Origin of the sequence: Agrococcus sp. UYP10, assembly GCF_040547205.1 — a bacterium.
GTDB lineage: Bacteria > Actinomycetota > Actinomycetes > Actinomycetales > Microbacteriaceae > Agrococcus > Agrococcus jenensis.
Genome location: NZ_JBEPPG010000001.1, coordinates 2,196,411 through 2,221,287, shown reverse-complemented (window position 1 = coordinate 2,221,287; position 24,877 = coordinate 2,196,411). Strand labels below are relative to the sequence as shown.

The 24,877-nt window shown below is 72.7% G+C and carries 23 protein-coding genes; 11 read left to right on the top strand and 12 right to left on the bottom strand.

The genetic code is table 11. The features are described 5' to 3' along the window. Positions 1–143: 143 nt before the first annotated feature. Positions 144–2,687, bottom strand: a complete 2,544-nt coding sequence (gene leuS, locus ABIB37_RS10935; protein ID WP_354260329.1) for a leucine--tRNA ligase — start codon at positions 2,685–2,687, stop codon at positions 144–146. Positions 2,688–2,826: 139 nt separating this feature from the next. On the opposite strand from leuS, the gene ABIB37_RS10930 reads away from it, so the two are divergent. From ABIB37_RS10930 to ABIB37_RS10920, 3 genes are all read left to right on the top strand, one after another. Beyond that, the gene (locus ABIB37_RS10930) at positions 2,827–3,297 is read left to right on the top strand and encodes an SRPBCC domain-containing protein (protein WP_354260327.1); all 471 of its coding nucleotides are present in this window, start codon (positions 2,827–2,829) and stop codon (positions 3,295–3,297) included. 165 nt (positions 3,298–3,462) lie between these two features. Continuing rightward, positions 3,463–4,425 (top strand): SRPBCC domain-containing protein, encoded by a 963-nt coding sequence (locus ABIB37_RS10925; protein ID WP_354260325.1) that lies wholly within the window; start codon positions 3,463–3,465, stop codon positions 4,423–4,425. Then, positions 4,422–4,781, top strand: coding sequence for an ArsR/SmtB family transcription factor (locus ABIB37_RS10920; protein ID WP_354260323.1), 360 nt, complete (start codon positions 4,422–4,424; stop codon positions 4,779–4,781). Before ABIB37_RS10925 ends, ABIB37_RS10920 begins: the two co-directional genes overlap by 4 nt. A gap of 829 nt (positions 4,782–5,610) precedes the next feature. Here the strand turns inward: ABIB37_RS10920 and ABIB37_RS10915 are convergent. Further along, positions 5,611–6,927, bottom strand: a complete 1,317-nt coding sequence (locus ABIB37_RS10915; RefSeq protein ID WP_354260321.1) for an anthranilate synthase component I family protein — start codon at positions 6,925–6,927, stop codon at positions 5,611–5,613. Positions 6,928–6,939: 12 nt separating this feature from the next. Here ABIB37_RS10915 and ABIB37_RS10910 point away from each other — a divergent pair, with 12 nt between their 5' ends. Beyond that, on the top strand, positions 6,940–7,752 hold the full coding sequence (locus ABIB37_RS10910) for an aminotransferase class IV (RefSeq protein ID WP_354260319.1): 813 nt from the start codon (positions 6,940–6,942) through the stop codon (positions 7,750–7,752). After that, a complete protein-coding gene (locus ABIB37_RS10905) occupies positions 7,749–8,393 on the top strand; it encodes a DedA family protein (protein ID WP_354260317.1) in 645 nt (214 codons plus the stop codon). Before ABIB37_RS10910 ends, ABIB37_RS10905 begins: the two co-directional genes overlap by 4 nt. Before the next feature lie 6 nt (positions 8,394–8,399). Here ABIB37_RS10905 and cydC read toward each other — a convergent pair whose 3' ends face one another. From cydC to ABIB37_RS10880, 5 genes are all read right to left on the bottom strand, one after another. Further along, complete coding sequence (gene cydC / locus ABIB37_RS10900; RefSeq protein ID WP_354260315.1) at positions 8,400–10,040, bottom strand: thiol reductant ABC exporter subunit CydC; 1,641 nt, start codon at positions 10,038–10,040, stop codon at positions 8,400–8,402. After that, complete coding sequence (cydD, locus tag ABIB37_RS10895) at positions 10,037–11,659, bottom strand: thiol reductant ABC exporter subunit CydD (protein WP_354261597.1); 1,623 nt, start codon at positions 11,657–11,659, stop codon at positions 10,037–10,039. Before cydD ends, cydC begins: the two co-directional genes overlap by 4 nt. Before the next feature lie 68 nt (positions 11,660–11,727). Beyond that, positions 11,728–12,759 carry a cytochrome d ubiquinol oxidase subunit II gene (gene cydB, locus ABIB37_RS10890; RefSeq protein WP_354260313.1) on the bottom strand — a complete coding sequence of 344 codons (1,032 nt, stop codon included), beginning with the start codon at positions 12,757–12,759 and terminating at the stop codon, positions 11,728–11,730. A 9-nt stretch (positions 12,760–12,768) separates the two neighbouring features. Then, entirely contained in the window at positions 12,769–14,193 is a 1,425-nt protein-coding gene (locus ABIB37_RS10885) for a cytochrome ubiquinol oxidase subunit I (RefSeq protein WP_354260311.1), read from the bottom strand. 67 nt (positions 14,194–14,260) lie between these two features. Further along, the gene (locus tag ABIB37_RS10880) at positions 14,261–14,932 is read right to left on the bottom strand and encodes a TetR/AcrR family transcriptional regulator (RefSeq protein WP_354260309.1); all 672 of its coding nucleotides are present in this window, start codon (positions 14,930–14,932) and stop codon (positions 14,261–14,263) included. A 67-nt stretch (positions 14,933–14,999) separates the two neighbouring features. Between ABIB37_RS10880 and ABIB37_RS10875 the strand changes: the two genes are divergently transcribed. From ABIB37_RS10875 to ABIB37_RS10865, 3 genes are read left to right on the top strand one after another with little or no spacing between them, the layout of a single operon-like run. After that, positions 15,000–15,677: an SOS response-associated peptidase gene (locus ABIB37_RS10875; RefSeq protein WP_502914045.1), complete on the top strand. Its 678-nt coding sequence runs from the start codon at positions 15,000–15,002 to the stop codon at positions 15,675–15,677. Between the two features lie 35 nt (positions 15,678–15,712). Further along, entirely contained in the window at positions 15,713–16,750 is a 1,038-nt protein-coding gene (locus tag ABIB37_RS10870; RefSeq protein WP_354260305.1) for an App1 family protein phosphatidate phosphatase, read from the top strand. Between the two features lie 17 nt (positions 16,751–16,767). Next, positions 16,768–17,175, top strand: coding sequence for an NUDIX domain-containing protein (locus ABIB37_RS10865; RefSeq protein WP_354260303.1), 408 nt, complete (start codon positions 16,768–16,770; stop codon positions 17,173–17,175). Between the two features lie 77 nt (positions 17,176–17,252). On the opposite strand, the gene ABIB37_RS10860 is transcribed toward ABIB37_RS10865, so the two are convergent. Next, positions 17,253–18,299 carry an NAD(P)-dependent alcohol dehydrogenase gene (locus tag ABIB37_RS10860; protein ID WP_354260301.1) on the bottom strand — a complete coding sequence of 349 codons (1,047 nt, stop codon included), beginning with the start codon at positions 18,297–18,299 and terminating at the stop codon, positions 17,253–17,255. A 180-nt stretch (positions 18,300–18,479) separates the two neighbouring features. On the opposite strand from ABIB37_RS10860, the gene ABIB37_RS10855 reads away from it, so the two are divergent. Beyond that, positions 18,480–18,947 (top strand): VOC family protein, encoded by a 468-nt coding sequence (locus ABIB37_RS10855; protein WP_354260299.1) that lies wholly within the window; start codon positions 18,480–18,482, stop codon positions 18,945–18,947. Between the two features lie 26 nt (positions 18,948–18,973). Here the strand turns inward: ABIB37_RS10855 and ABIB37_RS10850 are convergent, their stop codons facing one another. Beyond that, positions 18,974–19,588 (bottom strand): DUF8185 domain-containing protein, encoded by a 615-nt coding sequence (locus tag ABIB37_RS10850; RefSeq protein ID WP_354260297.1) that lies wholly within the window; start codon positions 19,586–19,588, stop codon positions 18,974–18,976. Positions 19,589–19,640: 52 nt separating this feature from the next. Between ABIB37_RS10850 and ABIB37_RS10845 the strand changes: the two genes are divergently transcribed. Continuing rightward, complete coding sequence (locus ABIB37_RS10845) at positions 19,641–20,519, top strand: acyl-CoA thioesterase (RefSeq protein ID WP_354260295.1); 879 nt, start codon at positions 19,641–19,643, stop codon at positions 20,517–20,519. Next, on the top strand, positions 20,516–21,088 hold the full coding sequence (locus ABIB37_RS10840) for a GNAT family N-acetyltransferase (protein ID WP_354260293.1): 573 nt from the start codon (positions 20,516–20,518) through the stop codon (positions 21,086–21,088). Before ABIB37_RS10845 ends, ABIB37_RS10840 begins: the two co-directional genes overlap by 4 nt. 72 nt (positions 21,089–21,160) lie before the next feature. Here ABIB37_RS10840 and ABIB37_RS10835 read toward each other — a convergent pair whose 3' ends face one another. From ABIB37_RS10835 to ettA, 3 genes are read right to left on the bottom strand one after another with little or no spacing between them, the layout of a single operon-like run. After that, positions 21,161–22,687 carry a CoA-acylating methylmalonate-semialdehyde dehydrogenase gene (locus tag ABIB37_RS10835; protein ID WP_354260291.1) on the bottom strand — a complete coding sequence of 509 codons (1,527 nt, stop codon included), beginning with the start codon at positions 22,685–22,687 and terminating at the stop codon, positions 21,161–21,163. Positions 22,688–22,739: 52 nt separating this feature from the next. Continuing rightward, positions 22,740–23,195 (bottom strand): acyl-CoA thioesterase, encoded by a 456-nt coding sequence (locus tag ABIB37_RS10830; protein ID WP_123698142.1) that lies wholly within the window; start codon positions 23,193–23,195, stop codon positions 22,740–22,742. Further along, complete coding sequence (ettA, locus tag ABIB37_RS10825; protein ID WP_354260289.1) at positions 23,195–24,877, bottom strand: energy-dependent translational throttle protein EttA; 1,683 nt, start codon at positions 24,875–24,877, stop codon at positions 23,195–23,197. The genes ABIB37_RS10830 and ettA overlap by 1 nt, the downstream gene beginning before the upstream one ends.

Here is a 24,877-nt window from a genome sequence, read left to right as displayed (position 1 = left end):
AGAGAGCCCGGGCGAGCAAGCTCGATCGGGCTGAGCCGCGCGCCGACCCGGATGGGGTGCTGGCGACGGGCTCAGCCCGATCGATCTCGCGGCGGTCTCGACTCGCGCGGCCTCGCCGTGCGGCTCGACCAGCAGGGAAAGCGCTACCCGACGACGAAGTTCACGAGCCGCGGCGCCCGCACGATCGCCTGCCGCACGGTCGCGTCACCGATCGAGCGCGCGACGCCCGGAAGCTCGCGCGCGAGCCGCTCCAGCTCGTCACCGGCGACGTCCGCCGCCACCTCGATGCGGTCGCGCACCTTGCCGTTGACCTGCACCACCGCGGTGACCGTCTGCTCGACGAGCAGCGAGCGGTCGGCCTTCCGCCAGCCGGCGTTCGCGATCGACGGCTCGAAGCCCAGGTTCGCCCACATCTCCTCGGCCGTGTACGGCGCGAAGAGCGACAGGCCGAGCGCGATCGTCTCGACCGCCTCGCGCACCGCAGGGTCGGCGGCACCGGCACCGGTGTCGACGGTCTTCCGCGCGGCGTTGGTCAGCTCCATGAGGCGAGCGACGACCACGTTGAACTTCAGCGCCTCGATGAGCCCCGGCGCATCCGCGAGGAAGCGGTGCGTCTCGCGGCGCAGCGTGCGGTCGCCGGGCTTCGGGTCGGTGCCCGGCTTCGCGAGCGACTCCTTCGAGAGCCGCCACGCGCGCGCCAGGAACTTCTGCGCGCCGGTCGGGCTGACGTCCTTCCAGTCGATGTCGTCCTCGGGCGGGCCGGCGAAGCTCATCGCCAGCCGCACGGCGTCGACGCCGTACTGCTCGAGCTCCTCCGAGAGCGTGACGAGGTTGCCCTTCGACTTCGACATCTTCGCGCCGTCGAGGATGACCATGCCCTGGTTGAGCAGCGACTCGAAGGGCTCCGTGAACGGCACGTGGCCGAGGTCGAAGAGCACCTTCGTGATGAAGCGCGCGTAGAGCAGGTGCAGGATCGCGTGCTCGACGCCGCCGACGTAGCGGTCGACGGGCGCCCAGCGCTCGACCTGTGCGCGGTCGAACGGCTGGGTGTCGTCGTTCGGGCTCAGGAAGCGCAGGTAGTACCAGGACGAGTCGACGAAGGTGTCCATCGTGTCGGCGTCGCGACGCGCGGGGCTGCCGTCGATCGGCGACGGCACGTTGACCCAGTCCTCGGCGGCGCCGAGCGGGCTCGTGCCCTTCGGCGTCAGGTCGAGGCCGGCGGTGTCGGGCAGCGTGACGGGCAGTTGCTCGAGCGGCACCGGCACCTCCTGGCCGTCGGCGGCGTGGATGATCGGGATGGGCGTGCCCCAGTAGCGCTGCCGGCTCACGAGCCAGTCGCGCAGGCGGAACGACTTCGCGGCGCGGCCGACGCCCTTCGCCTCGAGCATCTGCACCATGCGGCCGATGGCGTGCTGCTTCGACATGCCGTCGAGGTCGCCCGAGTTCACCATCCGGCCGTCGCCGGTGAGCGCCTCGCCGGTCGCCTTCGGGTCGAGCGGCTCGAAGCCCTCGGGCTCGATCGCGTTGCCCTCGTCGTCGATCGGGATCATCGGCATGACGCCCGTGACCGCCGCGTTCGTGTCGACGACCACCTTGACCGGCAGGTCGAAGGCGCGCGCGAAGTCGAGGTCGCGCTGGTCGTGCGCCGGCACGGCCATGACCGCGCCGTGGCCGTAGTCGGCCAGCACGTAGTCGGCGGCCCAGATCGGCAGGCGCTCCCCCGTCAGCGGGTGGATCGCGAAGCGGCCCAGGTCGACGCCCGTCTTCGTGCGCTCGGCGTTCTGGCGGTCGATCTCGGTCATCCGACCGACGTCCTCCAGGTACGCCTGGAACCGCATCCGCACCTCCGGCGACGCTCCAGAGGCGAGCTCGGCGGCCAGGTCGGAATCGGGCGCGACGACCATGAAGGTCGCGCCGTAGAGGGTGTCGGGGCGCGTCGTGAAGACGGGCACGCGGCTGTGGTGGCCCTCGATCTCGAACTCGACCTCTGCGCCGACGGAGCGGCCGATCCAGTTGCGCTGCATGCGCAGCACCTTGTCGGGCCAGCGGCCCTCGAGCTGGTTGAGGTCGTCGAGCAGGCGGTCGGCGTAGTCGGTGATCTTGAAGTACCACTGCGTGAGCTTTTTCTTCACCACGGGCGTGCCGCAGCGCTCGCACGCGCCGGCGACGACCTGCTCGTTGGCGAGCACCGTCTGGTCCTTCGGGCACCAGTTGACGTTCGACGGCTTCCGGTAGGCGAGGCCCGCCTTGTAGAGCTCGAGGAACAGCCACTGGTTCCACTTGTAGTAGGCCGGGTCGGACGTGTGCAGGATGCGGTCCCAGTCGAACGCCGTCGCGTACTGGCGCATCGAGCGCTTGTGCTGCTCGATGTTGTCGGCCGTCCAGGCCTTGGGGTCGATGCCGCGCTGGATCGCCGCGTTCTCGGCGGGCAGCCCGAAGGAGTCCCACCCGATCGGGTGCAGCACGTTGAAGCCCTGCTGGCGCCAGTAGCGCGCGAGCACGTCGCCGTACGCGTACGACTCCGCGTGCCCCATGTGGAGGTCGCCCGAGGGGTACGGGAACATGTCGAGCACGTACTTGCGCGGCCGTGCGTCGGTCTCGTCGTCGGTCGCGAAGGGGCGGATGCGGTCCCACACCGGCAGCCAGCGCTGCTGGATGCGGGCGAAGTCGTAGGTCTCGTCGGTCACAGATGCTCCTGGGTGTCGTCGGCCGGAGGCGGCACGACGGCTTCCCAGTCTACGGCGAGCCAGGCAGAGCCCCGCATGGCATGATCGAGACCGTTCCCGCGGCCGCCACGGCCGCCGGGGTGGCGGAAGGGAGTCGTCGGTGCCGGAGTTCGAGAACCCGCCAGCGACGGTCGACGTGCCCGCCTCGCGCGTGACGCGCATCGTCGCGATCGACGCTCCTCGCAGCGCCGTGTGGCGCTGTCTCACCGAGCCCGACCTGCTGGCGCGCTGGCTCGGCGACATCGCCGCGTTCCCGGATGGGGTGGTCGCAGGTGCGACCGGACGCTTCGCCTGGACCGGCGAAGTGGTGCTCGCTGCGCGCATCCTCGAGGTCGACGCCGAGGAGCGCTTCGTCTTCGACTGGGCCGAGGGGATCCTCTCCGGCCGCGCCTCGACGGTCGAGATCGGGCTGCGCGACATCGACGGCTCGACGCAGCTGCACCTCGTCGAGCACGGCTTCCCGCTCGAGGGCGACGACGCCACGCGGCGCGAGGCGCTGCGCGCGCTCGCCGCGGGCTGGACGGTCGAGCTCGACGAGCTCGTCGACCTCGCTGAGTCGCTCGCCCGCTGAGCCCTCCCCCGTCGCCGAGCTTGCCCGAACTGCGCGGTTCGCGGCCGAGATCTCGCAGCTAGGGGAAGTTCGACGTCACGTCGCCCGGGATGTGCAACCGAAAGGTTGCGGCGGTGACGGCGGCGGCGTAGCGTCTCGTGCAACCGGACGATTGCAGGAGGGGTCATGGACGACGCAGTGCGGAGCGAGCACCAGGGCGGCAGGCACGAGGCGGAGGCCGTCATCGACGCGGGCGCGACGCGCGTCACCCGCACGATCGAGGTGCGGGCGCCGATCGAGATCGTCTGGGAGTCGCTCACGGATCCGCGCGAGATCGCCGAGTGGTTCGGCGACAGCGCGGACTTCCCCGACGGCACCGGCGTCGGCGCGGTCGGCAGCTTCGGCTGGAGCGACCATGGCTTGTTCCCCGCACTCATCGAGCGCTCGGAGCGCCCGCACGTCTGGGCATTCCGCTGGGGGCGGCCCGGCGAGGAGCTGCGTGACGACAACAGCACGCTCGCGACCTTCACGCTCGAGCCGCTCGACGCAGGGACGCGGCTCACGGTCGTCGAGACCGGCTTCGAGCGGCTTGGCGACGCCGCAGCGGCGCGCGCCGCGATGCGCGACAACCAGCACGGCTGGACGCACGAGCTCGACGAGCTCGTCGCGCTCCTCGCCCGCCGCTGGACACCCGCGACCGTCGACCGGCTCGCCGGCACGATCACGCGCGTGCTCGACATCCCGGCGCCGCGCTCGCGCGTCTGGCAGCACCTCACCGATCCCGCGTCGATCGAGGCGTGGTGGGGGCATCCGGCCGTCTTCCCCGGCGGCCTCCGCGAGGGCGTCACGGGCACGTTCGAGCACGAGGGGCAGCGATGGCCCGTCGCCATCGGCGTGCTGCGCCCCGAGCAGACGTTCGCGTTCCGGTGGGGCGAGTTCGGCGAGGCCGAGCCGGGCCCACGCGCGTGCGACGTTCGCTTCGACCTGGACGAGCTCGAGCACGGCGGCACGCGGGTGACGGTGGTCGAGTCGGGGTGGATGCGCGTGCCCGACGAGGAGCGCGACGAGCGGATGCGCGGCAACGCGGGCGGGTGGGAGCAGGTGCTCGACGGCCTGCGGGCGCACGTGCTGGGCGCGGTCGCGCCGTGACCGGCGCATCCGGGGCGCCGACGCGGGAGCTCGTGGTGGTGCAGCTCGCGGCCCTCGCCGACGACACCCGGTGGGCGATCCTCGAGCTGCTCGGCAGCCAGCCGCGCTCGGCGAGCGACCTCGCGCGCGAGCTGCCGGTCTCGCGGCAGGCCATCGCGAAGCACCTCGCCGTGCTCGACGCAGCCGGGCTCGTCGACGCCGAGCGCGACGGCCGCTCGCTGCAGTACCGGGCGATCGGCGCGAGCCTGAGCGCGCTGGCCGACCGGCTGGACGCGATCGGCCGGCAGTGGGAGTCGCGGCTCGACCGCGTCGCGCGCATCGCGGAGGCGCGGGCGGGGTCTTCTCCCGCGGAGTAGCGGTGTGATCTCGATACGCGGCCGGCTCCGCCGGCTGCTACTCGATCAGCCCTACTCGCTCGTCGAGTAGCAGCGCCGGAGGCGCCGCGTATCGAGACGAGGTGATCTCGATACGCGGCCGGCTCCGCCGGCTGCTACTCGATCAGCGGTACTTGCTCGTCGAGTAGCAGCGCCGGAGGCGCCGCGTATCGAGACGAACCTCCCGCCCGGGCGTGATCTCGATACGCGGCCGGCTCCGCCGGCTGCTCCTCGATCAGCAGTACTCGCTCGTCGAGTAGCAGCGCCGCAGGCGCCGCGTATCGAGACGAACCTCTCGCCTGGGCGTGATCTCGATACGCGGCCGGCTCCGCCCGCTGCTACTCGATCAGCAACGTGGGGCCGGCTCCGCCGGCTGCTACTCGATCAGCAGTACTCGCTCGTCGAGTAGCAGCGCCGCAGGCGCCGCGTATCGAGACGACGTGATCTCGATACGCGGCCGGCTCCGCCGGCTGCTACTCGATCAGCAACACCTGCTCGTCGAGTAGCAGCGCCGGAGGCGCCGCGTATCGAGACAAACCTCGCGCCCAGACGTGATCTCGATACGCGGCCGGCTCCGCCGGCTGCTACTCGATCAGCGGGGTGGGGCCGGCTCCGCCGGCTGCTACTCGATCAGCGGTACTCGCTCGTCGAGTAGCAGCGCCGCAGGCGCCGCGTATCGAGACGAACCTCCCGCCTGGGCGTGATCTCGATACGCGGCCGGCTCCGCCGGCTGCTACTCGATCAGCAGGGATTGGCCGGCTGCTACTCGATCAGCAGGGCGTGGCCGGCTGCTGCTCGATCAGCGAGGCGGTCAGCGGGGCTGGGCGGCGGGGACGAGGGCCGCGAGCAGGGCCGCCGCCTTCACGTGCAGCTCGTCGACCTCGAAGGCGGCCTCCGAGAGCGCGGTGACGCCGCCGCCGACGCCGATGTGCGCGCCGTCCGCGTCGGCCACGACGCTCCTGATCACCATCGCGAGCTGGCACGTCTCCCCCGCGACGAGCCCGAAGCACCCGGCGTACACGCCGCGCGGCGCGCCCTCGAGCTTCTGCAGCAGCTGCACCGTGCGGCGCTTGGGCGCTCCCGTCATCGAGCCTGCCGGGAAGAGCGCACGCACGGCGTCGAGCGGGCCGAGCCCCGGCAGCAGACGTCCCTGCACGGTCGACACGAGCTGGTGCACGGTCGGGAACGTCTCGACGCCGAGCAGGCTCGTGACGTCGACGGTCCCCGGCGCGCACACCCGCTGCAGGTCGTTGCGGCACAGGTCGACGATCATGACGTTCTCGGCGCGCTCCTTCTCGCTGTCGAACAGCTCGCGCGCGAGCGCGGCGTCATCCTCCGCCCCGCGCCGTCGCGTGCCCTTGATCGGCCGGGTCGTCGCGACGCCGTCCTGCACGCGCAGGAACGTCTCGGGGCTCGCGCTCGAGACGGTGACGCCTGCGATGCGCAGCAGCCCGCCGTGGTGCACCGGGCTCGCCGACCGCAGCCGCGCATGGGTCGCGATCGGGTCGATCGGCGGCGCCTCGATCGCGGTCGTGAGGCACAGGACGTAGGAGTCGCCCTCGCGGATGTGCGCGCGGCACCGCTCGACCTTCGCGGCGTAGGCGGCATCGTCGTCCCGCCAGCGGAGCGCGCTCGGCTCGACCCGCGCGATCGGCGGCAGCGCCGGCACCGATCTCGCCGGCACCGGACCGTCCGGCAGCGACCACGGCACCCCGTCGCGCGACTGCAGCTGCGCCTGCCCGCCCTCGATCACGACCCAGCGGTCGAGCAGCAGCCACGCCGCCTCCGGGAAGCGGCTCTCGGCGGGCTCGAGCCCGAGCATCCGCACGCCCGCCTCGAACCCGAGCCAGCCGACCCACGCACCGGGCAGCTCCGCGCGCGCCGCCTCGAGCGCGGCGACCGCGTCGCCCGGGATCAGCCGTCCGTCGAGGCTCGCGACGCCCCCGCGCACGACCAGCACGTGCGCCCCGACGCCGATGACGTGCGCGCCCTCCGAGGAGGAGTCGAGCCAGACGACGTCGGTCGACGCCGCCTCGAGCGCGGCGAACGCGGCCTCGGGCGTCGTCGTCACAGGCTGCGTCCAGCGCGCCCCGAGGTGCGGCAGGAGAGCCGCAGGGGTCGCTGGCATAGGGTCGATCCTATGAGCGGGAGGGATGTCGTGCGCGCCTGGACGGGCGCCGGCTTCGAGCCCGCGGACCCCGCCGAGCACGGCGCGAACGACCTCATCCTCGCAGCCGACTCCTGGCTCGTCGTCGACGGCGCGGTGCTCGCGCTCGACCGCCACCGCGAGCGGTTCGCGCGCGCCGCCGCCGAGGTCGGCGACGATCCAGTGGCCGCGCGCGCAGCCGTCGGCGCCGCGATGCACCACGTGCCCGCGGGCGCCTGGTCGCCCCGGCTCGACCTCACGCCCGAGGGCATCCGCCTGCGCATCCGCCCCGCCCCCGAGGCGCGCGGCACCGTCGAGGTCGTCACGGCGTCGCGCGACCCTCGCACCGTGCCGCTCCGCAAGGGACCGGACCTCGCCGCGCTCGCGCTGCTGCAGGCGGAGGAGCGCGAACGCGCCGGCGCGGAGGTCGAGCCGGTCCTGACGACCGGTGCGGATGCGGGTGGCCTCGTCGCCGAGGGTGCCTGGTCGGCGCTGCTGTGGTGGCACGGCCACGAGCTGCGCGTGCCGGCCGCTGACGTCCCGCGGCTGCCCTCGGTGACGGCGGATGTCCTCCTCGACCTCGCCAACGCCGACGGGGTCCGGGTGCGCGAGGTGCACGCGACGCCCGACGACCTCGCGGGCGCCGAGGTCTGGCTCGCGAACGCGCTGCGCGGCATCCGCGTCGTGACCCGCTGGCACGGCGGCCCGGAGGTCGGCCTGGGCGAGCGCGCGACCGCGTGGCAGGAGCGGCTCACGGCGCTGCGGCAGGCACCCGCGGCGGACGCGCCGATCGCGAGCCGGCGGTGATCGACGACGCGATCGGCGTGCTGCTCGAGACGATCGGATCGATCGACCCGCTGCTGCGCACGGTGCTCGCCGGGCTCGCGATGCTGCTCGAGACGAGCGTGCTGCTCGGGCTCGCCGTGCCCGGCGACACGATCGTCATCATCGCCGCGCTCGCGGTCGAGGAGTGGCCGTGGTGGCTCGCGCTCATCGGCGCGACGGTGATCGGCGCGCTGTGCGGCGAGTCGATCGGCTTCGCGATCGGCCGTTGGATCGGACCGGCGATCGATCGCTGGCTCGAGCGCCGCTGGCCGAAGGCGTCGCTGCGCTGGCGCAGGACCGAGCGCTACCTCGCACGCCGCGGCGGCATCGCGATCTTCCTCTCCCGCTTCCTGCCCGTCGCGCACTCGCTCGTGCCGCTGATCGCCGGCAGCGCGGGCATGGCCTACCGCCGGTTCCTCGCCTGGACGCTGCCCGCGTGCCTGCTGTGGGCGACCGCGTACTCGACCGCCGGGTGGCTCGCCGGCGGCAGCTACCGAGAGCTCGCCGACGAGCTGCATGGCGCCGGATACGTGCTCGTGGCGGTCGTCGCGGTGTTCGTCATCGCCGTCTACGTCGTCAAGCGCCTCATCGCCCGCGGCGAGGCCAGGCACCTCGACGACTGAGGCCGGTCAGCGCGCTGCTGCCGCACGGATCCGCACGGTCCGGCTCACGAGGTCGGCGGGCAGCGGCGCGTGGCTGATGACGAGCAGGATGCGGCCGTCGCCGCGTGCGGCCTCGAGGATGTCGCGCAGCAGCGGCTCGGCGAGCTCGCGGTCGACGTTCGCCGTCGGCTCGTCGAGCACGAGGATGCGCGCGTCGGCGAGCAGCGCGCGGGCGAGCGCGATCCGCTGCGCCTGCCCGCCGGAGACGAGCCCGCCGCGCTCCCCCAGCCGCGTCGCGAGCCCGTCGCGCTCGCGCGCCCACCCGGCGAGCCCCACGCGCTCGAGCACCGCCCACAGCTCCTCAGCGGTCGCGTCCTCGCGGGCGAAGCGCAGGTTCTGCTCGAGGTCCTCGTCGAAGATGTGCGGGCGCTGCTCGGCGAGCAGCACCGAGCGGCGGAGCGCATCCGGGTCGATCGTGCGCACGTCGCGGCCGCCGATCCGGTAGTCGCCGGTCGACTCGAGCAGTCGCACGAGCGCGAGGCCGAGCGTCGACTTGCCGGCTCCGGATGCGCCGACGATCGCGACCGCCTCGCCCGGCTCGGCTCGCAGGTCGACCGGTGCGAAGGCCGGGCCGCCGCCGGGCCACGCCGCCTGGAGACCGACGAGCTCGAGCGCGCCGACCGGCGGCTCCTGCTCGCCCCCCTCGGCGGGCACGGCGACGAGCGCCTCGTCGCCCGGGAGGGCCTCCGCCACGCGTGCAGCCGCGGCGCGCGACTCGCGACTCGCGAGCACGGCGGGCGGCACCGCGCCCCACACCTCGAACACCGCGAGGCCGATAAGCGCGACGAGCGCCGCGAGCGGGCCCGCGAGGCCGCCGTCGGCGACCGCGGGCGCGGCGATGAGCGTCGCGACGAGCACGCTCCCGCCGGCGGCGAGCGCGATGAGACCGGCGCCCGCGCCGGCCGCCAGCGCGTGCCGACGCGCCCGCTCCGCGATCTCGCGATCGAGCGCGTCGATCTCGGCGCGGCGCTGGGGCTCGGCGCCGTAGGCGCGCAGCAGGTCGAGCGCGCGCACGTGGTCGACGAGCGCGCTCTCGAGCCGAGATCGCAGCGGACCGAGCGCGGCATCGGCGGCGCCCGCGATGCGCGCGGTGACGAGCGCGGCGAGCCCGCCCGCCACCACGACCGCGACGAGCAGCGCGAGCCCGGCGGCCGGCAGGATCCAGGTGACCGTCGCGATGGCGAGGCCGACCGCGATGCCGCTCGACGACAGCGGCCCGAGCACCCGCAGCGGCCAGTCCTGCAGCCGGTCGACGTCGCCGACGAGGCGCGGCATGAGTTCGCTCGAGCGGCCAACGCCGACGGGCGCGACCGGGCGGAGTCGGTCGAACGCGGCGCGCCTGGCCGAGCCGAGCATCCGGAGGGCCGCGTCGTGCGAGACGACCCGCTCGAGGTACCGGCCGGCCGCGCGGCCGACCGCGAAGGCGCGCACGCCCACGATCGCCATCTGCAGGTGCAGGATCGGCGGCTGGAAGGAGGCTGCGGCGAGCAGCCAGCCGGCGGTCGCCATGAGCGCGATCGCGAGGACGGCGGTGAGCGCCGCGGCCGCGATGCCGCCGGCCATGCGGCGGCGCTGCCCGAGCGTCGCGAGCACGTCGCGGCCGGTCATGCGCGCACCTCGATGCTGGGCGCCCCAGCGAGCCGCACCACCCGGTCCGCGGCCTCGATCACGGCGGGTCGGTGGCTCGCGACGACGACGATCGTGCCCTCGGCGGCGGCGGCGCGGAGGCCCGCGATCACCTGCCGCTCGGCGTCGTCGTCGAGCGCGCTCGTCGGCTCGTCGGCGAGCAGCACGGCCGCGCCGGTCGCGACGCGGTGGAGCGCCCGCGCGAGCACGACGCGCTGCGCCTGTCCGCCGGAGAGACCGAGGGAGCCGCCGGTGGCCGGCTCGATGCGCGCGTCGAGCTCGACGTCGACGCCCGCGCGGGCGAGCGCGGCGCGCAGCCCCGCGTCGTCGGCGGACGCTCGGCCGAGCGCCAGGTTCTCGCGCACCGTGCCGGTGACGACGGCATCCCACGCGCCCTGCGGCGCCCACGCGAGCCGATCGGGCTCCAGCGCTGCGCCGTCGAGGGATGCGGTGCCGCGAGCGGGCGCGAGGCCCAGCAGCGCGGCGATGACGCTCGACTTGCCCGCGCCGGACGGCCCCGCGAGCACGACGAGCTCGCCGGGTCGTGCCGAGAGCGAGACCGGCGGCAGCCACCGCTCGCCGCGGCGCACCTCGAGCGCCTCGACGACGAGCCCGGCGTCGACGACGAGCCTGGCACCGACCTCGAGCCCCGAGACCGACGCGACGCCGGGCCGCTCCGCGAGCGCCGGCGCCTCGATGAGGTCGAGCACGGCGCGCGACGCCTCGATGCCCTCGGTGGACGCGTGATAGGCAGCGCCCACCTGCCGGACCGGGAGGAAGGCATCCGGCACCAGGATGAGCACGCTGAGCGCGAGGCCGAGCGCGATGTCGCCCTCGACCAGCCGGATGCCGACCGAGACGGCGACGAGCGCGACCGACAGCGCGCCGGCGAGCTCGAGCACCATCGACGACACGAACGAGACGCGCAGCACGGCCATCGTGCGGATGCGGTGCTCGTCGCTCAGCGCGTCGACCCGCGCCCCCGCGCGGCGGTCGCGGCCGAACAGCCGCAGCGTCGCGAGCCCCTCGAGCGTGTCGAGCCACGAGCGCGCGAGCCTGCCGGTCGCCGCCCACTGCTCGCGCTGCACGTGCTCGGTCGCGAGCCCGATGAGCACCATGAAGACGGGGATGAGCGGGAGGCAGACGAGCACCGCGATGCCGCTGAACGCATCCTGCGACCAGAGCGCGAGCACGATGATGGGCGTCGCCACGACCGTGCGCACGAGCTGCGGCAGGAACTGCCCGAACCAGCCGTCGAGCGCGGCGAGCCCGCGGCCGAGCGCGGTCGCGGTGTCGGCCGCGCCGGCCGGGCTGCCATGCGCGCCGATGCCGGCGAGCGCGGCGGTGCGCAGCTGCGACTGCACGCGCGCGGCGGCGGCAGGGGCGAGCGATCCCGACAGCCAGGCACCCGCGGCACGCACGACGACGGCGATCGCCGCGAGGCCGAGGTCGGGCAGGATCGACGCCGGCGGCGCACCCTGCACGACCGCGCCGATCGCGTGGCCGGCGAACCACGCGAAGGCGACGATCGCGCCGGTCTGCACGAGCGCGATCGTGGCCTCGAGCGCGAGGTGCGCGCGGGCGCCCGGCGCGTGCCGCAGCAGCCGCGGATCGAGCGGGCCGCGGCGAGCGGGACCCGCCGGGCGCCGCTGGTCCGATCCCTGCTCGTTCAGTGCAGCACCTCGACGGCCGCGGTGGTGACGCGCCGGCGGAACACCCAATAGGTCCACGCCTGGTAGGCGAGCACGAGCGGGAGGCAGACGAGCGCCGCCCAGCTCATCACCTCGAGCGTGTACGCGCTCGACGAGGCGTTGGCGACCGTGAGGCCGACGAAGCCGCCCTCCGGGTCGGAGGCGGGCATCACGAACGGCCCGCCCGCTCGCGTCAGCAGCGAGCCGAAGAGCGTCGAGACGGCGAGCACGACCGTCGCCGCCGTCGACGCGAACGCCCATCCGTCGCGCTCGACGCGGTTGAGCATCCACGCCGCGAGGCACGTGATCGCGGCGAGCGCCGCGAGCACGATGACGAGCGGTGCCGGGTTCTGGATGACCGTCCACAGCAGGAACACCACGGCGAGCCCGGCGCTGGTGAGCAGCGCGCGGTCCGCGAGGCGGTGCGCCCGAGCCTTCAGGTCGCCGTCGGTCTTGAGCGAGAGGAAGACGGCGCCGTGCGCGAGGCAGAGGGCGACCAACGTGAGCCCGCCGAGCAACCCGTAGGGGTTCAGCAGCGAGAGCAGCGAGCCGGTGACGAGGGCGCCGCCCTGGTGCGGCTCCATCGGCACGCCCTGCGCGACGTTCGCGAACGCGACGCCCCACAGCAGCGCGGGGATCACGGAGCCGGCGACGATGCACGCGTCCCAGCCCGCGCGCCAGCGGGCGGAGTCGCGCTGGTGCCGGAACTCGAACGAGACGGCGCGCGCGATGAGGCCGAGCAGCAGCACGAGCAGCGCCAGGAAGAAGCCCGAGAACATCGTCGCGTACCACTCCGGGAACGCCGCGAACAGGCTCGCGCCGGCCACGATGAGCCACGTCTCGTTGAGGTCCCAGACCGGGCCGATCGCGTTGATGATGCGCCGGCGGTCGGTCTCGCTGCGGCCCAGGATCGGCAGGCTCATGCCGACGCCGAAATCGAAGCCGTCGAGCACGAAGTACATGACGAACATGAACCCGATGACGAGGAACCAGATGAGCGGGAGATCCACGGCAGCCTCCTAGTAGACCGTGACGGGCTGCGCGGGCCGGCCGGACTCGTCGAGCTCGGGCGCCTCGGCGGGACCGCGCTGCGCGGCCCGCTGCATGAGCCGGAACTCGATGACGCCGAGGATCGCGTAGATCGCGGTGAAGGCCAGCAGCGACGTGAGCACCTCGCCGCCGCTCACCCCGGGGCTCACGCCGTCCTCGGTGCGCATCTGCGAGAAGACGAGCCACGGCTGGCGGCCCATCTCGGTGAAGATCCAGCCGACCGTCATCCCGAGGAGCGGCAGCGGCAGGCTCCAGATGGCGACGTTCCACACCCACCGCGGCTGCTCGATGCGGCGCTTCCTGGTCAGCCACAGGCCGACGATCGCGATCGCGAAGGCCAGGAAGCCGAGGCCCATCATCCAGCGGAACGACCAGTACGTGACCCAGATGATCGGCGTGTAGTCGTCCGGTCCCCAGAGCGCGGTGTACTCCGCCTCGAGGTCGTTGATGCCCTCGACCGTGCCGAGCGGGTCGTGCGTCGACAGCAGTGCGAGCAGGTACGGCACCCGCACCGAGAAGATCTCGTGCTCGCCGTCGGGCGTGCCGAGGCTGAAGAGCGAGAAGGATGCGTCGTAGCCGGAGGACGTGTCGTACATCGCCTCGGCAGCGGCCATCTTCATCGGCTGCGCGGCGACCATCGCGATCGAGACCATGTCACCGGTGATGAAGGTCAGCATCCCGCCGCCGATGACGCTCCAGAGGCCCACCCGGAGCGCGGTGTACATCATCGACGCGTGCTGCGCGCGCTTGAGGTGCCATGCCGCGACGCCGACCATGACGGCCCCCGCGACCATGACGGAGGCGAACATCGTGTGCGGGAACGAGGCGAGCAGCACCGGGTTGGTGAGCACCGCGCCGATGTCAGTGAGCTCCGCGCGCTCGCGCGCCTCGTTGATCGCGAAGCCGACGGGGTTCTGCATGAACGCGTTGGCGGCGAGGATGAAGTAGGCGCTCGCCATCGTGCCGAGGGCGACCATGTAGATCGTCGCGAGGTGGAGCTTCGGCGACAGACGGTTCCACCCGAAGATCCAAAGCCCGATGAAGGTCGCCTCGAAGAAGAAGGCGATGAGGCCCTCGAACGCCAGCGGGGCGCCGAACACGTCGCCGACGAAGCGGGAGTAGTCGGACCAGTTCATCCCGAACTGGAACTCCTGGACGATGCCGGTCGCGACGCCGATCGCGAAGTTGATGAGGAAGAGCTTGCCGAAGAAGTGCGTGAGCCGGAGGTGGTCCACGTTCCCGGTGCGCAGCCACGCCGTCTGGAAGCCGGCGGTCAGCCACACCATGCCGAGCGTGATGGGCACGAAGAGGAAGTGGTAGATCGTCGTGAGCCCGAACTGCCACTGGGACAGGACGAGCGGGTCGAGCTCCTGCGCGAGAGGGACGATGGGCATCAGGCCGCCTTTCGGATGCCTCCATCCTCTCGCCGCGACCTATATGACAGCAACGACACGCCGATACCTATGTGACAGGTGCGCCGTCTCGGGGGTCGTCCGGAGCCACCGGGTCGCCGAAGGCGGCGGTCAGGTGCTGCATCGCGCACGTGCGGCCGAGCGCGAGGTAGCGCGGATCCCCGTGCGGGTCGTGCAGGAACGCGTAGGTGACGAGCGCGTCGAGGCCGCCGATCGCGAGCACGAGGCCGTCGCGCCCCTCCTCGTCGAGCTCGATGCCCCAGCGCTCGGCGACGTACTCGGCGATGACGTCGGCGAAGAGCGGCGCGACCTCCTGCCGCGCGACCGGCCCGAGGTCGAGGCCTTCCCCGGTGCGGAGCGAGCGGAAGGAGGGCACCTCGCGGAAGGTGTCGACCATGGCGCCGATCACGGCATCCGTCGCGTCGGTCCAGATCTCGTGCGGCTGCGCGAGCACCCGGCCGACCGCGTGGCGCATTCGCTCGAGGTTGCGCTCCGCGAGCGCGACGAGCACCGCGACGCGGTCCGGGAAGTACCGGTAGACCGTGCCGATCGAGGCGCCGGCGCGGTCGGCGACGAGCGCGGTCGTGAGGTGCTCGATGCCGTGCTCGACCACCACCGCCGCGGCGGCGTCCAGCAGCGCCTCGACGCGCTGCGCGGCTCGCGCCTGCACCGGCTCGTGGCGCACGGTGACCGAGGGCTGGCCGTTCGGACGATCGCTCATGCGCACATCCTCTCGCACCGGGGGACGTCAAGGTGAGACCATTTCACCCATGTGCGGACGGTATGTGATGGCCACCCCGACGAGCGACCTCGTCGCGCTCTTCGAGATCGACGAGGTCGGTCCCGACCAGCCGGAGGCGAACTGGAACATCCCGCCGACCACCACCGTGCCGATCGTCGTCGAGCCCGCGCCGCGCGACGACTCGCCGCCCATCCGCCGGCTCGAGGCGGCGCGCTGGGGGCTCGTGCCCGCCTGGGCCGACGACATCTCGGTCGGGGTGCGCGCCTTCAACGCCCGCAGCGAGTCGGCCGCCGAGAAGCCGATGTTCCGCGACGCCGTGCGCGAGCGGCGTGCGCTCGTGCCCGCCGACGGCTGGTTCGAGTGGCATCGCGAGGGCGACGCGAAGACGCCGCACTACGTGCACGGCGACGCGCCGATCTCGTTCGCGGGCCTCTACGCGTGGTGGAAGCAGCCCGACGGCACCTGGCTGCTGTCGACGAGCATCCTCACCACCGCCGCCACCGGCGACCTCGCCGCGATCCACGAGCGGATGCCGCTCGTCGTCTCCCCCGAGATGCGCGACGCGTGGCTCGACCCCACCGAGGAGGGCGAGGCCGCGCTCGAGGCCGTCATCGCCGAGGCGCCCTCCGTCGTCGCCGACCTGTCCTCGCACGTCGTCGACAACCGGGTCGGGAACGTGCGCGAGCAGGGTCCCGATCTCATCGCGGCAAGCACCACCGGGTAGGGTCGGGAATCGTTCACGGCGCTCGGAGGTCACGCATGGATGAGCTCGATCCGCTCGCCCGCATCCCGGAGCCGATCAAGCACACCGCCGCCCGCATCGAGGACTGGTTCCACGAGCAGCGCGAGGCGCGGGCGCTGCGCTCGGGCAGGCTGCCCGTGATCGTCTCGTACCCGGGCTACGGCGGTGACGGCTGGGTGCGCGTGCTCGCGCGCGTGCTGCTCGTCGAGCCGGGCGGCGAGCAGCGCGCCCAGTACGAGAACGTGCGCGGCTGGCGATCCTTCACGTCGCTGACGCTCAACGACGTCGACGTCACCATCTCGGCCGGCGACGACCGGCACGTCGTCACCGCCGATCGCGGCGGCGTCGTGGACGCGATCGTGCCGATCCGCCTCGAGCCCGGCTGGCGCGAGGTGACGGTCTCCGTCGCCGGCTCGCTGCCCGTCGTCGCGCCCGTGCTCGTCGTCGACCCCGCGACGCGCTTCGGCGTGGTGAGCGACATCGACGACACCGTCATGGTGACGTCGCTCCCCCGGCCGCTGCTCGCCGCCTGGAACGCGTTCGTGCTCGACGAGCACGGCCGCACCCCGGTGCCGGGCATGGCGGTGCTCTACGAGCGCATCAAGCAGCAGCACCCCGGCAGCCCCTTCGTCTACCTCTCGACCGGGGCCTGGAACGCGGCGCCCGCGCTCACCCGCTTCCTCTCGCGCAACCTCTACCCGGCCGGCAGCATGCTGCTGACCGACTGGGGGCCCACGCACGACCGCTTCTTCCGCTCCGGCAAGGAGCACAAGCGCTCGCAGCTGCAGCGGCTCGCGCGCGAGTTCCCCGACATCCAGTGGCTGCTCGTCGGCGACGACGGCCAGCACGACGAGGAGCTCTACGGCGAGTTCGCGAACGCGCACCCCACCTCCGTGCGCGCCGTCGCGATCCGCGAGCTGTCGACGCAGGAGGCGGTGCTCGCCGGTGGCCGCAAGCACGCCGAGACGCGCTCGATGCACCCGTGGGTGTGGTCGCCGAACGGCGGAGGGCTCGTGAAGGAGCTCGCCTCGCTCCCCGAGCTGCAGGTGCTGTGACGGCCGATCCGGCCGGCATGCGCGCGATCGCCATCGCGGTCGTCCGCCGCGCCGACGGCGCGCTGCTCGTGACGAGCGCCACCGAGCCCGGCACCGGCCGCACGCTCGCGAGACCGCCCGGCGGCGGCATCGACCCGGGCGAGACCGCGGCGGATGCGGTCCTGCGCGAGCTGCGCGAGGAGCTCGGCGTCGAGGCCGCGCGCCCGCGCCCGATGGGCGAGCTCGAGCACCGGATCGTGTTCGCCGGCCGCGCGCTGCACGAGCGCGTCGCGATCCTGGCGGTCGACCTGCCGGCGGATGCGACGCTCCCGCCCACGACGGACGCCGGGCATCCGGTGTGGTGGCTCGAGCGCGACCGCTTCGACGACCCCGCGCTCGAGGTGGTGCCCCACGGGCTGCTCGACCTGCTCGACGCGGAGGGCTAGCCGAGACCGATGGCCGGCGGCATCGCCGCCGGCCATCGGTGATCAGGCATCAGGCATCAGGCATCTGGCATCAGGCATCAGGCGAAGGTCTTCGCGTCGATGACGAAGCGGTAGCGCACGTCGGAGGCGAGCACGCGCTCGTAGGCGTCGTTGATCTGCTCGGCAGCGATCAGCTCGGTCTCGGGCAGGATGCCGTGCTCCGCGCAGAAGTCGAGCATCTCCTGGGTCTCGGCGATGCCGCCGATGGCCGAGCCGGCCCAGCTGCGGCCGGCCATGATCAGCTGGAACACCGGGACCTCGAGCGGCTCCGCCGGGGCGCCGACGTTCACGAGCGTCCCCTTGATGGCGAGCAGCCCCAGGTAGGCACCCATGTCGATCTTCGCGGAGACGGTGTTGATGATGAGGTCGAACGTGCCGGCGAGCTCGTCGAACGTCGCCGCGTCCTTCGTCGCGTAGTGCGCCGTCGCGCCGTAGCGGAGCGAGTCCTCCCGCTTGGAGGTCGTCTGCGACAGCACGGTCACCTCGGCACCGAGCGCGACGGCGATCTTGACGGCCATGTGGCCGAGCCCGCCCATGCCGACGACGGCGACCTTCGTGCCGGGTCCGGCGTTCCAGCGGCGCAGGGGCGAGTAGGTGGTGATGCCGGCGCAGAGCAGCGGCGCGACCTTCTCGATGTCGAGCGACTCGGGCACGCGGAGCACGAAGTTCTCGTCGACGACGACGGCCTGGGCGTAGCCGCCCTGCGTGATGGTGCCGTCGGCGGGGTCGACGCCGTTGTACGTCTGGATGTTGCCTTCGAGGCAGTACTGCTCCTGGCCCGCGAGGCACTGCTCGCACTCGCCGCAGGAGTTCACCATGCAGCCGACGCCGACGCGGTCGCCGACGCGGTGCTTCGTGACCTCGGACCCGACCTCGGTGACGTGGCCGACGATCTCGTGACCCACGACCTGCGGGTAGGTGATCGGTCCCCAGTCGCCGCGGACGGTGTGGATGTCGGAGTGGCAGATGCCCGCGTAGGCGATCTCGATCAGCACGTCCTTCGGGCCGAGGTCGCGGCGCTGGATCGTGGTCTTGATGAGCGGCTCGGTGGCCGATGGTGCGGCGTATGCGTTGACGGTCAGCATCGTGCTCCTTCTCCCGGGCATGGGTGAGCCCGGGTGTGCGATGTCGATGGATGGCGCGCGTCGGCGCGCCTCGTCGAGTCTCGCGTGGTCGCCCGCTCGCCGGGAGGCCCTGTCGGTGCCCCTCAGCCGCAGCGCGAGCCGGTCCTTCCGCTCGCGCGGCCGACGTGCGAGCGTGGGCGCATGGCGGTGCAGCGGATGGATCACGTGGGCGTGATCGTCGAGGACCTCGCGGGCGCGCGCGCCTTCTTCGAGGAGATCGGCCTCCGCGCAGTCGGCGAGGCGCGGGTCGACGAGCCGTGGGCGGGGCGCGTGACGGGGCTGCCCGGCCAGCGGGTCGAGCTCGTCATGCTCGAGACGCCCGACGGGCACGCCCGGCTCGAGGTCAGCCGGTTCCTCGAGCCCGTGGACGAGGACGGGCCGCAGCCGGCGCAGTCGAACCGGCTCGGCATCCGGCACCTCGCCTTCGTGGTGACCGACCTCCGCGGCATGCTCGAGCGGCTCGCCCGGCTCGGCTTCGAGACGGTCGGCACGGTCGAGGACTACCGCGGCATCTACCTGCTCTGCTACGTGCGCGGACCGGAGGAGATCCTCGTCGAGCTCGCCGAGGAGATCGGCGACCCCTCGGGCATGCTCGACCCCGCCGCGTAGCCGCTCCGGCTGGCTAGATAGGGCTGCTAGCGGGCGAGCACCTCGCCGGCGCGGCCGGAGGCGCGCGTCCAGCCGCCCGCCGTCGTCACGCGCACGGGCGCGTCGCCGAGGAACCGCATCGCCACGAGCGCGGCCGCCTGCCCGGCGGTGAGCCCGCTCGGGTCGACCGCGCGCGCCCACACCGCCCGCTCGGCGCGGCGACGCACCGCCTCGCCGGGCGATCGGGGCAGCGCTGCCTCGACGTCGGCGGCGGCCTGCGTGGCGAGCGCGCGCACCGCCTCGGCGGTCACGTCACCGCCGTGCGCCCAGCCGCGCTGCGGCGGCGACACGGCCGCCCACGCGGGTCGGCCGATCGCGTCCGGCACCTCGACGTCGGCGCCCTCGCGCAGCGCGTCGCGCAGCGCAGCGAGCGGCACGACGCCGTCGAAGCGCGCCGGGGCGCGCATCCGCGAGGCGCGCGCGACGAGCACCGTCGGCCCCGTGTCGAGCAGCCCGCTCGCGGCGGCCATCGGCGTGGTGAGCAGCGCGACCTCGCCGTCGGCGACGAGCCGGACGGAGCCATCGCCGAACACGGCTGCGCGGTCGAGCAGCAGGACGAGGTCGGCGCGGGAGCGGTCGTCGAGGGCGAGGATGGCGTGCATGCGCTCCCTAGACTAGAGCGGCCCCGCACCGGGCACCGTCGAGAGGACCCGCATGACCGAGCGCATCCGCATCCTGCTGGAGACCCTCGCGCTGGAGGACACCGGTGCGCGCACGAGCGAGGACATCTTCACCGGTGCGAGCCACCCGATGCCGTTCGGTCGCGTCTTCGGCGGCCAGGTCATGGCGCAGGCGGTCGTCGCGGCGCAGCGCACGGTCGACTCGCCGCGGCCCATCCACTCGGTGCACGGCTACTTCGTGCGGCCGGGCGACGTCGAGCTGCCGATCACCTTCTCGGTCGAGCGCATCCACGACGGCCGGTCGTTCTCGACGCGCCGCGTGCAGGCCTACCAGCACGGGCTGCCGATCATGTCGATGATCTCCTCCTTCCAGGACCCCGACGACGGCCCCAGCTCACAGCACACCATCCCGACGGGGCTGCCCGCGCCGGAGGAGCTGCCGAGCTCGGAGGACCTGCTCGCGCCCTACGCCGGCCACCCGCAGGCGCGCGCCGTGATCGCGCGCCCGTTCGACATCCGCCACGTCGAGGGACCGGTCTACGTGCCCGACCCCTCGCGCCCGCGCCACGGCAAGCAGCACGTCTGGATCAAGGCGAAGGATCCGCTGCCCGATGACGACGCGCTCCACCGCGCCGCGCTCGCCTACCTGTCGGACTACGCGATCCTCGAGCCGATCGTGCGCATGCACGGCGCCGCGTGGGCGACCCCGGGCCTCAAGGCGGCGAGCCTCGACCACGCCGTCTGGTGGCACCGGCCGGCGCGCGTCGACGAGTGGCTGCTGCTCGAGCTCGAGACGAGCTCGTCGGGCGGCGGCCGCGGGCTCGCGAACGGCTTCGTCTACAGCGCCGACGGCACGCACGTCGCGACGATCGCCCAGGAGGGCATGGTGCGCGTGCCCCAGGACGCACGATGAGGGTCGACCCGATCGCGCCGGCCGACGCGATGCGCGCGCTGCGGGGCGCGCTGCCGCTCCGCACGGAGCGGCTCGTGCTGCGCACGCTGCGCCCCGACGACATCGACGTCGTGCGCGGCTACCGCAACGCGCCCGGCCAGCGCCGCTGGACCTACACGCCGGACCAGACGGAGGCGGAGCTGATGGCCTGGACGGCCGGCGGCGCCCCGGTGGTGCTGCGCGACGGCGACGCGACGCAGCTCGGCATCGAGCTGGACGGCGCGCTCGTGGGCGACCTGATGGTGCGCATCACGAGCCTGCGGAGCCGGCAGGCGGAGCTCGGCTGGATGGTCGCCGCCGAGGCGCAGGGCAAGGGCGTCGCGACCGAGGCCGCGCGCGCCGCGCTCGAGCTCGCGTGGGCGATGGGCGCGCACCGGGTGATCGCGCACCTCGACGAGGAGAACGTCGCGTCGCGACGCGTGGCCGAGCGGCTCGGCATGGTCGTCGAGGCGCGGCACGTGGAGGACGAGGTCAACCCCGCGACCGGCGAGCTCGGCACCTCGCTCATCCTGGCCATCCGCCGCACCTGATCTCGACGTCCCTAGTGGTCGCGCAACCCGCATGGCGGGCCGTGCGACCACTGGCGACGTTGAGGAGGCCGGTCAGTTGGAGGGGAAGCCGAGGTTCAGGCCGCCGTGGCTCGGGTCGAGCCAGCGGCTCGTGATGACCTTCTCGCGCGTGTAGAAGTCGTACGCGTGCTTGCCGTAGGCCTTGCCCTGCCCGAAGATCGACTGCTTCCAGCCGCCGAACGAGTGGTAGCCCACCGGCACCGGGATCGGCACGTTGATGCCGACCATGCCGACCTGCACCTCGTTCTGGAAGCGCCGGGCGGCGCCGCCGTCGTTCGTGAAGATGGCCGTGCCGTTGCCGTACGGGTTGTCGTTGATGAGCGCGAGGCCCTCTTCGTAGGAGGCGACCCGCACGATCGAGAGCACCGGGCCGAAGATCTCCTCGCGGTAGGCGGAGGAGGTGGTCGGCACCCGGTCGATGAGCGTCGGCTTGATCCAGAAGCCGTTCGGGTCGCCGTCGACCTCGGGGTCGCGCCCGTCGACGACGAGCTCGGCGCCGTCGTCGGCGGCGGTCTGGATGTAGCCGGCCACCTTGTCGCGGTGCGCGCCCGTGATGAGCGGTCCCATGTCGTTGTCGCGCGTGCCGTCGCCGGTGCGGATGCCGCCCATCTTCTCGGCGATCTTCGCGGCGAGCTCGTCGGCGATCGCGTCGACCGCGACGACGACGGAGATCGCCATGCAGCGCTCCCCCGCCGAGCCGAAGCCCGCGTTGACGGCGGCCTCGGCGGTCACGTCGAGGTCGGCGTCGGGCAGCACGAGCATGTGGTTCTTCGCACCCCCGAGGGCCTGCACGCGCTTGCCGTGCTTCGAGCCCGTCTCGTAGACGTACTGCGCGATCGGCGTCGAGCCGACGAACGAGATGGCCTGGACGTCCGGATGCGTGAGCAGCGTGTCGACGGCCTCCTTGTCGCCGTGCACGACGGTGAGCACGCCGTCCGGCAGCCCCGCCTCCTGGTAGAGCTCGGCGATGAAGATCGACGCCGACGGGTCCTTCTCGCTCGGCTTGAGCACCACGACGTTGCCGGAGGCGAGCGCGATGGGCGCGAACCACAGCGGCACCATCGCGGGGAAGTTGAAGGGGCTGATGATGCCGACGACGCCGAGCGGCTGCCGCAGCGAGTAGACGTCGACGCCGGTCGACGCGTTCTCGGAGTATTCGCCCTTCGTCAGCAGCGGGAAGGCGGTCGCGAGCTCGACGACCTCGATCGCACGCGCGATCTCGCCGAGTGCGTCGGCGTGCACCTTGCCGTGCTCGCGGGTGATGATCTGCGCGAGCTCGTCCTTGCGGCTGACGATCAGCTCGCGGAAGCGGAACATGATCGCCTGCCGCTTCGCGATCGACAGGTCGCGCCAGGCCGGGTAGGCGGCCTTCGCCGTCGCGATCGCCTCGGCCACCTCGTCGGCGCTCGCGAGCGCGACCTCGCTCACGGCGGTGCCGAGCGCCGGGTTGAAGACCGGCGCGGTGCGGCTCGAGCCCTCCTGGCGGCGGCCCGCGATCCAGTGCGGGATCGACGTGGGGGCGGCGGGCGCGTTCGCGGTGTCGACGGCGGTGTCGGTCATGGTGGCAGCTCCTCGGCGTGGTGGCATCGTTGCGCCGCCAGCCTAGCGAGGCTCAGCCGCGCCGGAAGTCGACCGGAGGCCCGAGGTACGGCTCCCAGGCCGCGCGCTCGGCATCCGTGAGCCGCCTCGGCGCGCCCGTCGACGCATCCAGCATCACGACGATCGTGGCGGCGCGCGCGTAGAGCTCGGTGCGGTCGGGCGAGAGCACCTCGTAGCAGACCTGCATGCTCGCGCCGCCGAGGTGGCCCACCCACGTGTCGACGAGGATCGGCTCCCGGTGGTGCGGGATCTGCCCGAGGTACTCCGCCTCCTGGCGGGCGATGACAGTGATGCTCGTCGCGCCGGGACCGGCGTCGATGATCGCCGTCGTCGGCGAGCCCTCGGGCCCTCCCGCCCAGAAGGCCGAGACCCGCGCCTCCTCGAGGAGCGTCAGCAGCGAGGCGTTGTTGACGTGCCCGTACGCGTCCAGGTCCGACCAGCGCACCTGCACCGGCACCTCGAGGCGCATCAGTCCCTCGTGAGCTTCCGGTATGCGGAGCGGTGCGGCTTGGCGGCGTCGGGGCCGAGGCGCTCGATCTTGTTCTGCTCGTACGCCTCGAAGTTGCCCTCGAACCAGTACCACTGCGCCGGGTCCTCGTCGGTGCCCTCGTAGGCGAGGATGTGCGTGGCGATGCGGTCGAGGAACCACCGGTCGTGCGTGATGACCACGGCGCAGCCGGGGAACTCGAGCAGCGCGTTCTCGAGGCTGCCGAGCGTCTCGATGTCGAGGTCGTTGGTCGGCTCGTCGAGCAGCAGCAGGTTGCCGCCCTCCTTGAGCGTGAGCGCCAGGTTCAGGCGATTGCGCTCACCACCGGAGAGGATGCCGGCGCGCTTCTGCTGGTCAGGACCCTTGAAGCCGAACTGGCTGACGTAGGCGCGCGACGGGATCTCGACGTTGCCGACCTGGATGTAGTCGAGCCCGTCGGACACGACCTCCCACAGGTTCTTGTTCGGGTCGAGGTTCGAGCGGCTCTGGTCGACGTAGCTGAGCTTGACCGTCTCGCCGATCTTCAGCGCGCCGTCGTCGAGCGGCTCGAGGCCGACGATCGTCTTGAAGAGCGTCGTCTTGCCGACGCCGTTCGGGCCGATGACGCCGACGATGCCGTTGCGCGGCAGCGAGAACGACAGGCCGTCGATGAGCTTGCGGTCGCCGAAGCCCTTCTCGAGGCCGTTCGCCTCGAGCACGATCGATCCGAGGCGCGGGCCGGGCGGGATCGTGATCTCCTCGAAGTCGAGCTTCCTGGTGCGCTCGGCCTCGGCTGCCATCTCCTCGTAGCGGGCGAGGCGGGCCTTCGACTTCGCCTGCCGGCCCTTCGCGTTGGAGCGGACCCACTCGAGCTCGTCCGAGAGGCGCTTCGCGAGCTTCTGGTCCTTCTTGCCCTGCACCTGGAGGCGCTCGGCCTTCTTCTCGAGGTAGGTCGAGTAGTTGCCCTCGTAGGGGTAGAGGCGACCGCGGTCGACCTCGCAGATCCAGCCGGCCACGTGGTCGAGGAAGTACCGGTCGTGGGTGACGGCCATGACGGCGCCGGGGTACTTCGCGAGATGCTGCTCGAGCCAGAGCACGCTCTCTGCGTCGAGGTGGTTCGTCGGCTCGTCGAGCAGCAGCAGGTCGGGCTTCTCGAGCAGCAGCTTGCAGAGCGCGACGCGGCGGCGCTCACCTCCGGAGAGGGTCGTGACGGGCCAGTCTCCGGGCGGGCAGCGGAGCGCGTCCATCGCCTGCTCGAGCTGGGAGTCGAGGTCCCACGCGTCGGCGGCGTCGATCTGCTCCTGCAGCTGCCCCATCTCCGTCATGAGCGCGTCGAAGTCGGCATCCGGATCGGCCATCTCGGCCGAGATCTCGTTGAAGCGCGTGAGCTTCGCCGTCAGGTGACCGAACGCCTCCTGGACGTTCTCGAGCACCGTCTTCGACTCGTCGAGCTCGGGCTCCTGCATGAGGATGCCGACGGAGTACCCGGGGGTCAGCTTCGCCTCGCCGTTCGACGGCGTGTCGAGGCCGGCGATGATCTTGAGGATCGTCGACTTGCCCGCGCCGTTGGGACCCACGACGCCGATCTTGGCGCCCGGGATCACCGCCGTCGTGACGTCGTCGAGGATCACCTTGTCGCCCACAGTCTTGCGGGCGCGCACCATCGAGAAGATGTATTCGGCCAT

Coding starts and splice junctions, on each gene's coding strand:
- ABIB37_RS10925 (WP_354260325.1), top strand. CDS start 3,463: ATGGACGACGCAGTGCGGAGCGAGCACCAGGGCGGCAGGCACGAGGCG.
- ABIB37_RS10830 (WP_123698142.1), bottom strand. CDS start 23,195: ATGCGCCTCGAGGTGCCGGTGCAGGTGCGCTGGTCGGACCTGGACGCG.
- ABIB37_RS10845 (WP_354260295.1), top strand. CDS start 19,641: ATGACCGAGCGCATCCGCATCCTGCTGGAGACCCTCGCGCTGGAGGAC.
- ABIB37_RS10915 (WP_354260321.1), bottom strand. CDS start 6,927: ATGCCAGCGACCCCTGCGGCTCTCCTGCCGCACCTCGGGGCGCGCTGG.
- ABIB37_RS10835 (WP_354260291.1), bottom strand. CDS start 22,687: ATGACCGACACCGCCGTCGACACCGCGAACGCGCCCGCCGCCCCCACG.
- ABIB37_RS10870 (WP_354260305.1), top strand. CDS start 15,713: ATGGATGAGCTCGATCCGCTCGCCCGCATCCCGGAGCCGATCAAGCAC.
- ABIB37_RS10910 (WP_354260319.1), top strand. CDS start 6,940: ATGAGCGGGAGGGATGTCGTGCGCGCCTGGACGGGCGCCGGCTTCGAG.
- ABIB37_RS10880 (WP_354260309.1), bottom strand. CDS start 14,932: ATGAGCGATCGTCCGAACGGCCAGCCCTCGGTCACCGTGCGCCACGAG.
- ABIB37_RS10865 (WP_354260303.1), top strand. CDS start 16,768: ATGCGCGCGATCGCCATCGCGGTCGTCCGCCGCGCCGACGGCGCGCTG.
- ettA (WP_354260289.1), bottom strand. CDS start 24,877: ATGGCCGAATACATCTTCTCGATGGTGCGCGCCCGCAAGACTGTGGGC.
- ABIB37_RS10885 (WP_354260311.1), bottom strand. CDS start 14,193: ATGCCCATCGTCCCTCTCGCGCAGGAGCTCGACCCGCTCGTCCTGTCC.
- ABIB37_RS10860 (WP_354260301.1), bottom strand. CDS start 18,299: ATGCTGACCGTCAACGCATACGCCGCACCATCGGCCACCGAGCCGCTC.
- ABIB37_RS10850 (WP_354260297.1), bottom strand. CDS start 19,588: ATGCACGCCATCCTCGCCCTCGACGACCGCTCCCGCGCCGACCTCGTC.
- ABIB37_RS10875 (WP_502914045.1), top strand. CDS start 15,000: ATGGCCACCCCGACGAGCGACCTCGTCGCGCTCTTCGAGATCGACGAG.
- cydC (WP_354260315.1), bottom strand. CDS start 10,040: ATGACCGGCCGCGACGTGCTCGCGACGCTCGGGCAGCGCCGCCGCATG.
- ABIB37_RS10840 (WP_354260293.1), top strand. CDS start 20,516: ATGAGGGTCGACCCGATCGCGCCGGCCGACGCGATGCGCGCGCTGCGG.
- ABIB37_RS10855 (WP_354260299.1), top strand. CDS start 18,480: ATGGCGGTGCAGCGGATGGATCACGTGGGCGTGATCGTCGAGGACCTC.